The organism is Desulfomarina sp., from assembly GCF_054039375.1.
The window spans coordinates 1-9,389 of the sequence record NZ_JBPLBA010000279.1 but is presented as its reverse complement, the minus strand read 5'-3'; the positions used below and the strand labels follow the sequence as shown (position 1 = coordinate 9,389).

At 49.2% G+C, this 9,389-nt stretch carries 7 protein-coding genes; all 7 read left to right on the top strand.

The genetic code is table 11. The features are described from left to right. Positions 1-916 precede the first annotated feature (916 nt). Positions 917-1,621 carry a response regulator gene (locus ACXLDX_RS15460; protein WP_457578085.1) on the top strand — a complete coding sequence of 235 codons (705 nt, stop codon included), beginning with the start codon at positions 917-919 and terminating at the stop codon, positions 1,619-1,621. 3 nt (positions 1,622-1,624) lie between these two features. Further along, positions 1,625-3,781, top strand: coding sequence for an ATP-binding protein (locus tag ACXLDX_RS15455; RefSeq protein WP_457578084.1), 2,157 nt, complete (start codon positions 1,625-1,627; stop codon positions 3,779-3,781). 343 nt (positions 3,782-4,124) lie between these two features. After that, positions 4,125-5,159 (top strand): AAA family ATPase, encoded by a 1,035-nt coding sequence (locus ACXLDX_RS15450; RefSeq protein WP_457578083.1) that lies wholly within the window; start codon positions 4,125-4,127, stop codon positions 5,157-5,159. Positions 5,160-5,168: 9 nt separating this feature from the next. Then, on the top strand, positions 5,169-6,083 hold the full coding sequence (locus tag ACXLDX_RS15445) for a DUF58 domain-containing protein (protein WP_457578082.1): 915 nt from the start codon (positions 5,169-5,171) through the stop codon (positions 6,081-6,083). After that, positions 6,080-6,733 carry a DUF4381 family protein gene (locus ACXLDX_RS15440; RefSeq protein ID WP_457578081.1) on the top strand — a complete coding sequence of 218 codons (654 nt, stop codon included), beginning with the start codon at positions 6,080-6,082 and terminating at the stop codon, positions 6,731-6,733. The genes ACXLDX_RS15445 and ACXLDX_RS15440 overlap by 4 nt, the downstream gene beginning before the upstream one ends. After that, the gene (locus ACXLDX_RS15435; RefSeq protein ID WP_457578080.1) at positions 6,730-7,716 is read left to right on the top strand and encodes a vWA domain-containing protein; all 987 of its coding nucleotides are present in this window, start codon (positions 6,730-6,732) and stop codon (positions 7,714-7,716) included. The genes ACXLDX_RS15440 and ACXLDX_RS15435 overlap by 4 nt, the downstream gene beginning before the upstream one ends. 13 nt (positions 7,717-7,729) lie before the next feature. Further along, a partial coding sequence (locus tag ACXLDX_RS15430; protein WP_457578079.1) for a vWA domain-containing protein occupies positions 7,730-9,389 on the top strand: 1,660 nt, incomplete at its 3' end.

Sequence of the window (9,389 nt, the reverse complement as noted above, 5' to 3'; positions counted from 1 at the left end):
TGTTCATTGAAGCCTCCTTCTCGTGACTTTAAGCGGTCCACGAAACTGGAGGCTTCTTCATTTTGCAGGAACTGTCAAACTGTTATTGTCCCCCGGCAAAGCCGGGGGTTTACCTAAAAGAAATTATTTTCTTAATCACAAACAAAGCTCTGCCTGACACCTGAAAACCTGGGCATGTGACCAGGTTCCGCAGGGAACAGGATATAAATTTGCCGGAATAATCGTCGGCAATCAACCCTCTTTTCATCATAATTGCTCATAACCACGCAAACCTTCTGATAAAGATAATCATTTGCAATCAAAATAAAGCTTTTTTTGCATATTCGGGGTATAATACGACCTGAATTCTGCAATTGGCAAGTTTACCACGGATATACGGGGTTCGACGGCGCTGACGTATTCGTGTACTTCAAGCCGTTATCAACAAGTGTTCGTCCAGAAATGATACATTATGTTCGAGATCGAGGCGCAGGGGAAATGAAATCGTCCGGTTGCGGCCCCCGCGAGTAATTGCATGTAAGGTATTTTTTAAAAACACCTCTTATTCGCTGCTATAATAATAAATAATCTTGATTACCCATGAAACTCAGCCAAATTATGGATGTACCTGTTTTATCAGGCTAGCCTACGGTCAAAAATCACTGGAAATCTCAATTGATAAGGAATTTAAATGAAAAAGTGTCAGTCCAGATCATTTTATAATCAGTCTACTATGATTTTTGAAATACGCCTGATAAAACAGGCCCAATCCCCAGACTCACAAATAACAGGCTGAGTTTCATACGTAATCAGATTTAAATTTGAATGTACCTTGAAAAATAAGTTTTTTTGTTCAATAACAGGGAACAGGGAATCTAAAAAACAATTATTCAAGATACCCTGAAACAACGGAACTCATTCAACTCCCCAAAAAACAATGATTTATACAGTCGCCCTTGTTGAAGACGATGATTCTCTGCGCGCCAACTATTCCCAGGCCCTCGAACGTGAAGGGTACAGAGTGCAGAGTTATCCGGACCGCCCCCGGGCACTGGCCGCCTTTAAAAACAGCCTCCCTGATCTTGCCATCCTTGACGTGATGCTGCAGGATGAAATGGAAGGCGGGTTTGACCTGTGTCGGGAACTCCGCCAGCTTTCCCCCACAATCCCCATTATCTTTCTGACGGCAAGAGACTCCGACCTGGACCGGGTTTCCGGCCTGCGTCTCGGTGCCTGGGACTACCTGACCAAGGACACAACAACCCTTGATTTCCTGCCGATTCGAATTTCCGCCCTCTTCAAGATCGTGGAATCCCTGAAGGGGGAGATGCATTCTGAAAAAAATGACCATATTACCCATGTCGGTAACCTGCAGATCAATGAGGAGAGAAAACAGGTCTTCTGGCAGGAGCACCTTATTCCCCTGACCCTCACCGAATTCTGGATCCTGCACTCTCTCGTCAGGATACCCGGTCATGTCAAATCCCATGAACAGCTGATGGAAGCGGCCAACGCGGTTGTCACCAACAATGCGATTACCGCCCATATCAGAAGGATCAGGGATAAATTCAGGGAGGCGGATCCCGGTTTTGACAGCATCAGGACCGAATACGGTATGGGATACCGCTGGCTTATCGATTAATCAATGCGATTTTCTCTACGACTGAAACTGACCCTTGTCTCCCTGCTGCTCCTGCTGATCCCCCTTATCGGTTTCCGATTCAGCGACATCATCAAAAAAGACCTGGTGGAGAGCCGGAAAAGAACTCTGCTCTTTGCCGCCCGTGCCGTATCTTCAGCTCTTGGTGGGAGAACAGGCCTGTTTGACAGGGAAATTTTCCATTCCCTAGACCCGGCAAAAGACCTTTATATTTACAAACTGACCAATCCCATGCGGTTGAACGGCAAAACTGATGACTGGCAGCCGTTTCTGTCGGAAGCAAGGGCCTTTGGCAAAGAACACATCCTTTTTGTTGCAAAAAACTACAACTATACCCCTGACTCTCTTCACTTCAAGCACCTGGTGGGAGTACGAGGAAAATATCTGTATGCTCTCTTCCTTGTGACAGACGATAAAATCGTCTACCGGGATCCCAACTCCCTTCGCCTGAACCGTTCAGACCATCTGCAGATAGGTATTGAAGATAAAAGCGGCAGGATGCACCGCTATCTCGTAACCACAGCAAAACCAGGCTGGATAAACGGCTTTCTCATGCCCCGATACCGGTTCGCTGCCATTCCCCTGCGAATGGAACCGGCCATACAGGGCATGTGGGAAGAAACTGACGATGGCTACATTATTGAGCTGAGAATTCCCATGAAATTTATCGGTCAGAAGCTTGCCTTTGCCATCGGTGATGTGGATGACGAAAAGGAAAGAACAATAACCTGCCTGATCGGTACAGCGGCCACGGAGAGTGCTGATAAACTTGGCTGGCTTCTGTCGGAATCCACAACCATAGAAAAACTGCTCAAGTCCTTTGACCGACCCCATTCACGGGTACTGATCGTCGACACCAACCAGAGAATACGAGCCAGTTATGGCTCACTTACCGCACAAACCAGTAAAAAGAAAAAGGAAACAACAATTCTTGAGAGTCTTCACGCAAAAATTTATGCCATCCTCTCCCCACTCTACCGCCTGTTTACCCAGCCATTTTCAGTCAACATCGTCACTCCGCGTCCCCAACCCACCACCCTTGATCTTAAAGGCATAAAAGAAGGTCTGGAGGGAAAAAGTTCTGTCACCAGCTATTTCCCCAAACAACAGCAGGTGGAAATAATGGCAGCCATAGTACCCCTGCTGGAACAGGACAAAATCGTGGGGGCTGTGGTGGTTGAACAGACAACAAACTCCATTCTCGCCCTGCAGAATAAGGTCATAGAGGAATCTCTCACTTTTACCGTTCTTGCCTTTGTCATCGGAGGATTCGGCCTGCTCCTTTTTGCCTCCCGCCTCTCCTCCCGCATCCGGAAGCTGGGCAACCAGGCGTCGCGGGCCATCAGCAGCAACGGCCAGATCATCACAACCATTGATCCCTCTTCTGCCGGCGATGAAATCGGTGACCTTTCCCGTACTCTCTCATCCATGCTTGACCAGCTGAAAAGCCAGATTGAATACCGGGAAAAAATGGCCGACAATCTGGAGCATGAAATCAGAACTCCCCTGGCGGGCATCTCGGCTTCTTTGAAAAATATGGCCCAGGAGATGAATGATCCATCCCCCCGGATCCGGGACTATCTCGACTGGGCCCTGGATGACATTGAACGCCTGGAAACCCTGCTGACAGCCGTTCGCGATGCCACAAACCTCGGCGAGGCTCTGGCCCACGATTTCAAGGAAGATTTTGATCTGAGCCGGGCAATTGAGATGTGGCTGAATCACGGCTGGAAGCAGGCCTTTCCCGGTATCACTTTTGTTTACAATTCCCCGCAATCCCCCCATTTACTCCACGGGGATCCGGCACGTATCCGCCAGATGCTCGACAAACTCATTGAAAACGCCATCAGTTTTCATATTGAGGAGACACCCATAGAAATCAACCTCCGGCAGGAATATGACTTTCTGGAACTCATGGTCATTAATGAGGGGCCACCCATTCCTCCGGAATTTGAAACCCAGATCTTCTCCTCCATGGTCTCCTTCAGGCAACAGAAGGGAAGCAGGCCACACCTCGGTCTGGGCCTGTATATTGTCCAGACCATCGTCACCCATCATCAGGGCAGTGTCAGGGCCTCCTCCCTTCAGGATGGCCGTACGGGAGCGGTTTTCACTATCCGGCTGCCGACAACGACCGCCTGAAGCCATTGACCCTGACTGCAAACTGCCCCCGGAACCCTTCAGATTATCTCATCATTACAACATTGTAATACTTATGAAAGGAATACGTAATTATTCCGTGGTATAGTCAATTGAATTCAACGGTCAAACGGAAGCAGGTAAGCGATCCTGCGAGACTCCGGGTTCGGTAAAATTGCCAATCCCGCAGGGCAAAGAAAATGAAAAAATTTACATTCACTCAAAAAGTGAATGGCCAAATCCGCTAAACATATCATAACATACTGAAATAAGACAATAATTACATTTTTTCATTTTCTGAAGTGCAGGATTTAGGTTACAAGCAAACAAGAGAGAAGGAACAGTTATGCAGACACAGCCACCAGCCGTTACCAGAAACAGCGACAGTGACATATACAGTTCTGTCCAGGAAATCAATGAAGCAGTCCGACTTGGATCCGCCTGGGTCGCCCCCCTGCGCCGAGAACTGGCCAAAGTGATCATCGGCCAGGAACATCTGCTGGACAGATTACTGATCGGTCTTTTAACCGGCGGACATATTCTGCTGGAAGGGTTGCCCGGTCTTGCCAAAACCCTGGCGGTCAAGACCCTGGCAAAGGCAGTGCAGACCGATTTTCGCCGTCTCCAGTTTACCCCGGACATGCTGCCTGCCGATATTATCGGCACGGAAATCTACAACCCCCGTCAGACGAGTTTCGAGGTCAAACAGGGACCGATCTTCGCTTCCCTCATCCTGGCGGACGAAATCAACCGGGCGCCGGCCAAGGTGCAGTCTGCTCTGCTTGAAGCCATGCAGGAAAAACAGGTGACAATCGGAGAAAAAAGTTTCCCCCTGCCTGAACTGTTCCTGGTCCTTGCCACCCAGAACCCCATTGAACAGGAAGGCACCTATCCGTTGCCGGAGGCCCAGGTTGACCGATTTATGCTCAAGGTGGTGGTCGACTATCCTACCATGGCCGAAGAACGCCGTATCCTGGACTCCTTTGACGGGACCGACAGTGAAATCGACATCCTGCCCATTGTTACCCCGGATGATATTCTTGCCTCCAGAGCAGTTGTCAACACAATCTACATGGACGACAAGATCAAGGACTATATCGTCTCTCTTGTCTATGCCACCCGTGATCCCGGCAGTTTTCAGCTTGACCTGAAGGATTATATCGAAACGGGAGCCTCTCCCAGGGCAACAATCAATCTCAAAGCAGTCGCCCGCAGCCTTGCCTTTCTGGCAGGACGAGGTTATGTCACCCCGGATGATGTAAAAACCAGTGCTGTAGACGTAATGCGCCATCGCATACGCATCAGCTACGAGGCGGAGGCTGAAGGTATCAACAGCGAGGATATCATCAGAAAAATTCTGGACACTGTACCGGTACCATAGAACGGAAAAATGGACAGCGAACTCACCAGAAAAATCCTCAAACAGGTCCGTCGAATCGAAGTCCGCACCAAAAGGCTTGTCAACGACAGCCTGGCGGGAAGCTACCAGTCTGTTTTCAAGGGCCGGGGGATGAACTTTGACGAAGTGCGGGAATACGTTCCCGGGGATGATATCCGCTCCATCGACTGGAATGTAACAGCCCGCACCGGAATTCCCCATGTGAAAAAGTTCACGGAAGAAAGGGAACTGACCATCATGCTGCTCATTGATATCAGTGGCTCCGGTGATTTCGGTTCCGGCGAGATATCCAAGCGTGAACTGATGGCGGAGGTGGGTTCAGTCCTTGCCTTTTCAGCGGTAAAAAATAATGACAAGGTGGGTCTGCTGCTCTTTACCGATTTTACTGAACTCTATATTCCCCCCCAGAAGGGAAGAACACATATCCTCAGAATTATACGTGAAATCCTCTTCTTTTCACCAAAAGGGAAAAAAACCGACCTCAAACTCCCTCTGGATTTCATCAACCGGGTCATCAGGAGAAAATGTGTCACCTTTCTCCTTTCCGATTTCTGTTTTGGTGGCGATTTCGAAACATCTCTTAAAGATCTGCACCCCAAGCTGCAGGTTACCGGCAGACGCCACGATCTTATCGCCATTATCGTCAACGATCCCCGTGAGTTCAGTCTTCCCGATGTGGGATGGTTGACCCTGGAAGATGCGGAAAATGGAGAACAGATCGAACTTGACACTTCAGATCCCCGTATTCGCAAACAATACAGAAAATTGGCCGGCAACAGACAGAAAAGGTTAAAAAAGATATTGCGTTCCGCGGGAATAGACATAATGAATCTCAGCACGGATTCTCCCTACCTTCCTGTTCTCACAGGTTTTTTCGGCAAACGAAAAGGGAGGGTTGGGCCATGAAAAGATTTTTTGTTTTTATCCTCCTTCTTTCCGGCATCACCCTGTCTCCTGCCGCCTCTCCGGTTTCGGCTGACACCCTGAGACCGCTCCCCGGCCCGGGACTGCAGCAGACCGGCCAGAAAAGGATGGCCGCAACTGAACTGCGGGACATCCGGGGACCCGTTCCCCTGCCCGCTGAAACACCATGGCTGCTTTACGGCTCCGCTGCCCTTGCATTGCTTGCTTTCTCCTGTGCTTTTGTTGTTTTTTTTAAAAAACGAAAGAAACATAAAGCAAAAGCACCAGAGGTCACTCCCTGGAATCGGGCCCTGGCCGGCCTGAAAAATGCTGAGGGTTTAAAAACAGTGCAGCCGCTGCAGTATACGGAACAGGTCTCTGCTGTTTTACGGGAATACGTGGAGTCCCGCTTTGGCTGCAAAAGCACCAGGCAAACCAGTACTGAATTCCTGCGGGCCCTTGAAGAACAGGAAAACAACGCCATACCGTCAGCCTGGTATGATTCCCTGAAAACCTGTTTTTACCTCCTCGACCTGGCCAAATTTGCTCACAGGATACCCGCCCCGGAAGATATCGAAACCATAGAACAATCAATCACCTCCTTTATCGAACAGACCAGACCGATAACCCAAAAAAAGGAGGGACAGCAATGAGATTCCTCCATCCTGAATTCCTCTGGCTTCTGCTTCTGCTTCCCCTTCTCGCTATCCTTTACGGTAGAAAAGGAAAGGCACCCGCGTTGAAATTCTCTTCTACGACCCTCGCTGCGGCCCTGGCAACAACACCCAGGGCACGACCAGGCACCCTCCTCCTGCTCTTTCGCCTGCTCGTGCTCTCCTGTCTGATCCTCGCCCTTGCCAGGCCGCAGCAGGGAAGTAGTACCACTGAAATTGAAGCATCAGGTATTGATATTATTCTTGCTGTCGATGTCTCAGGATCCATGGAGGCGATGGATTTCACGCTGGATTCAAAACCGGCAAACCGCCTGGAAGTTGTAAAGAAAGTGATGGATGAATTTATTTCAGAACGTCCCAATGACCGTATCGGCCTGCTGGCATTTGCCGGTCGGCCTTACCTGGTCTGCCCCCTTACACTTGACCATGACTGGCTGCGAAGAAGACTGGAATCACTGCAGACTGGTATGCTGGAAGACGGTACCGCCATTGGATCCGCCATTGGCAGTGGAACTAACAGACTGAGGGAGAATAAATCCAAATCACGGATTCTCATCCTGTTGACGGACGGGATGAACAACGCGGGCCGCATCCCGCCCCTCATTGCCGCGGAAGCCGCAAATACCCTGAAAATAAAAGTCTACACAATCGGAGCGGGCACACGGGGAGAGGCTCCCATGCCGGTCATTGACTCCTTTGGACGCCAGCGACTTGTCCGGGCCAGAGTGGATATAGATGAAGAAACCCTCACAAAGGTTGCAGGCCTGACCGGTGCCAGGTATTTTCGTGCCACCGACACAGAATCATTAAAGAAAATCTATAATGAAATAAACCAGATGGAAACAACTACACGGAAAATTAAAAAATTTGAACACTACCGGGAACTCTTTTCCTTTCTTGTCCTGGCGGCCCTCCTCCTGCTGGCTGTCGAAATATATACTGCCCGCAGGAAACTGCCGTAGGAGGAATTGAAAAATGCATTTCGCTCAACCTTTATGGCTTGGTGCCGGATTCTTTTTCTGCCTGCTGCTCTTTTTCGCCCTTCGCATTCTCCAGCAGCGAAGACAGGTGGCCCTTGAAAAATTTGCCGGCAACAGACTGACCGGCCAACTGACAGTAAATCTCTCCGGCCGAAAACGGAGTATTAAAAACTGTCTCCTTGTTCTCTCCGTTTTCTGCTGTTTCATCGCCCTGGCCCGCCCCCAATACGGTTCCAGATGGATCGAAATAAAAAGAAAGGGAATCGATATCCTCTTCGCCCTCGATACGTCAAAATCCATGCTCACGGAGGATATCAAACCCAATCGTCTGAAAAAGGCAAAATACGGTATTCTCGATTTTGTCCACCAGCTTGACGGGGACCGGGTGGGCCTGATGCCCTTTGCCGGTTCCGCTTTTCTCATGTGCCCACTTACCCTGGACTACAACGCTTTTGAACACTCCCTGAACGCTGTAACTGCCGATATAATCCCCAGGGGCGGTACCAATATCGGTGAAGTCATAAAAGCTGCCGTCAAAACACTCACCAATAATGCCAACCATAAAATTCTCATCCTTGTGACCGACGGCGAAAACCTCCAGGGTGATGTTCTGGCAGACGCGCAAAAAGCAGCGGAAAAAGGATTGATCATCTATACTGTTGGTGTCGGCACACCGGGAGGAGAATTGATTCCCAGGCCCGAAGGCGGCTTTCTCAAGGGACCTGACGGCAAATTTGTCACATCAAAGCTGGATGACAGCACCCTCCGCAGGATTGCCGAAAAAAGCGGTGGTCTCTACGTACCCCTGGGGCCAAGCGGCGAAGGACTGCAGACAATTTACCGCAGGAAACTAACCCTGGTCCCCAGGGAAGAACTGGCGGAAAGACGCCAGAAGGTCCCGGTGGAGCGGTTCCAGTTTCCCCTGGCTGCGGCGCTGCTGTTTCTTATCTGCGAATTTCTTATCACTGAAAGGAAAACTCCGCATCTCCCCGGAAAAATCTTTCTCAACAGATTTCGCGTGGGTCTTCAGAAGAAAAAAGGTCTGTTTATTTTCCTGCTTTTTGCATTCCTTCTCTTTCATGGCTCTCCCGAAAACAGTTACGGATCCACCGGGGAAACCGCCTACAGGAAAGGTGATTATATTGCCGCCTCAGAGTATTACCGCAGGGAACTGAAAAAAAATCCACATAGTGAAAAACTCCACTATAACTTCGCTGCTGCTGCCTATAAAAACAACAGGTTTGATGATGCCATCAGCTCATTTTCAAAAAGCCTGGAAAGCAGTGATATCAATTTACAGCAGAAAGCCTATTACAATCTTGGCAATGCCTATTACCAGAAAGGACTGCAACAGCAGAAAATTGATAAAAAACAGACAATCTCACTGTGGAAGCACGCCGTGGAGTCCCTGGACAGTGCCCTGAAACTCAATCCGGATGACAAAGACGCCCGGCACAACAGGAAGCTGATAAAAAAACAACTGGAAAAATTACAGCAACAGCAACAGCAACAGCAACAGCAACAGCAACAGCAACAGCAACAGCAACAGCAACAGCAACAGCAACAGCAACAGCAACAGCAACAGCAAAAAAATAAACAACCCCAACAAAAGCAGAAAGGAAAAAAGGAAAATAACGAAAAAAAATCCAACACTT